The 410-nt window shown below is 65.4% G+C and carries 1 protein-coding gene; it reads right to left on the bottom strand.

The features are described from left to right. Positions 1-255, bottom strand: a 255-nt coding sequence (locus I6F37_RS42410) for a hypothetical protein (protein ID WP_225154735.1), incomplete at its 3' end; no start/stop codon positions are given. Positions 256-410 lie beyond the last annotated feature (155 nt).

Below are 410 nucleotides of genomic sequence, written 5' to 3'. Positions count from 1 at the left end.
GTGCCCGCAAAGCTGGGGCGTCCCTTCGACAGTCCGCGCGAAGGCCTCGAGTTCTGCGCGGGTACCGCAGACCTTGATGAAGTCGTGTGTCCACTGCGCGCCGCGTGCCGGCTCTCCGCTGATCGTGTGACATGTCGCCCGATGGAGGATCAGGTACGTCGCCTTCGGGTTGCGCTCTGCGTTGAGCACGAACGAGTCGGTCCCCTGATGTCGAGCCAGCCAATCGCGGTAGCCGCCGTCGTCGTCTTTGAACATCACTGGCCCATTGTCGGCTCTGCCGTGACTCCCTGTCATCCGGTCGCCACGTTGCCGGCTGGCGGCGAAGAGACGCGGACGGAGTGGCCCATCTGAGTGTCGCGCCTGACTGATGAGCGTCACGTTTCCGTGCGCACCGGGACCGGACGTCCGAT

This window comes from Bradyrhizobium sp. NBAIM08, from assembly GCF_020193935.1.
Classification (GTDB): domain Bacteria; phylum Pseudomonadota; class Alphaproteobacteria; order Rhizobiales; family Xanthobacteraceae; genus Bradyrhizobium; species Bradyrhizobium yuanmingense.
This window is presented reverse-complemented; position numbering and strand designations above follow the sequence as displayed.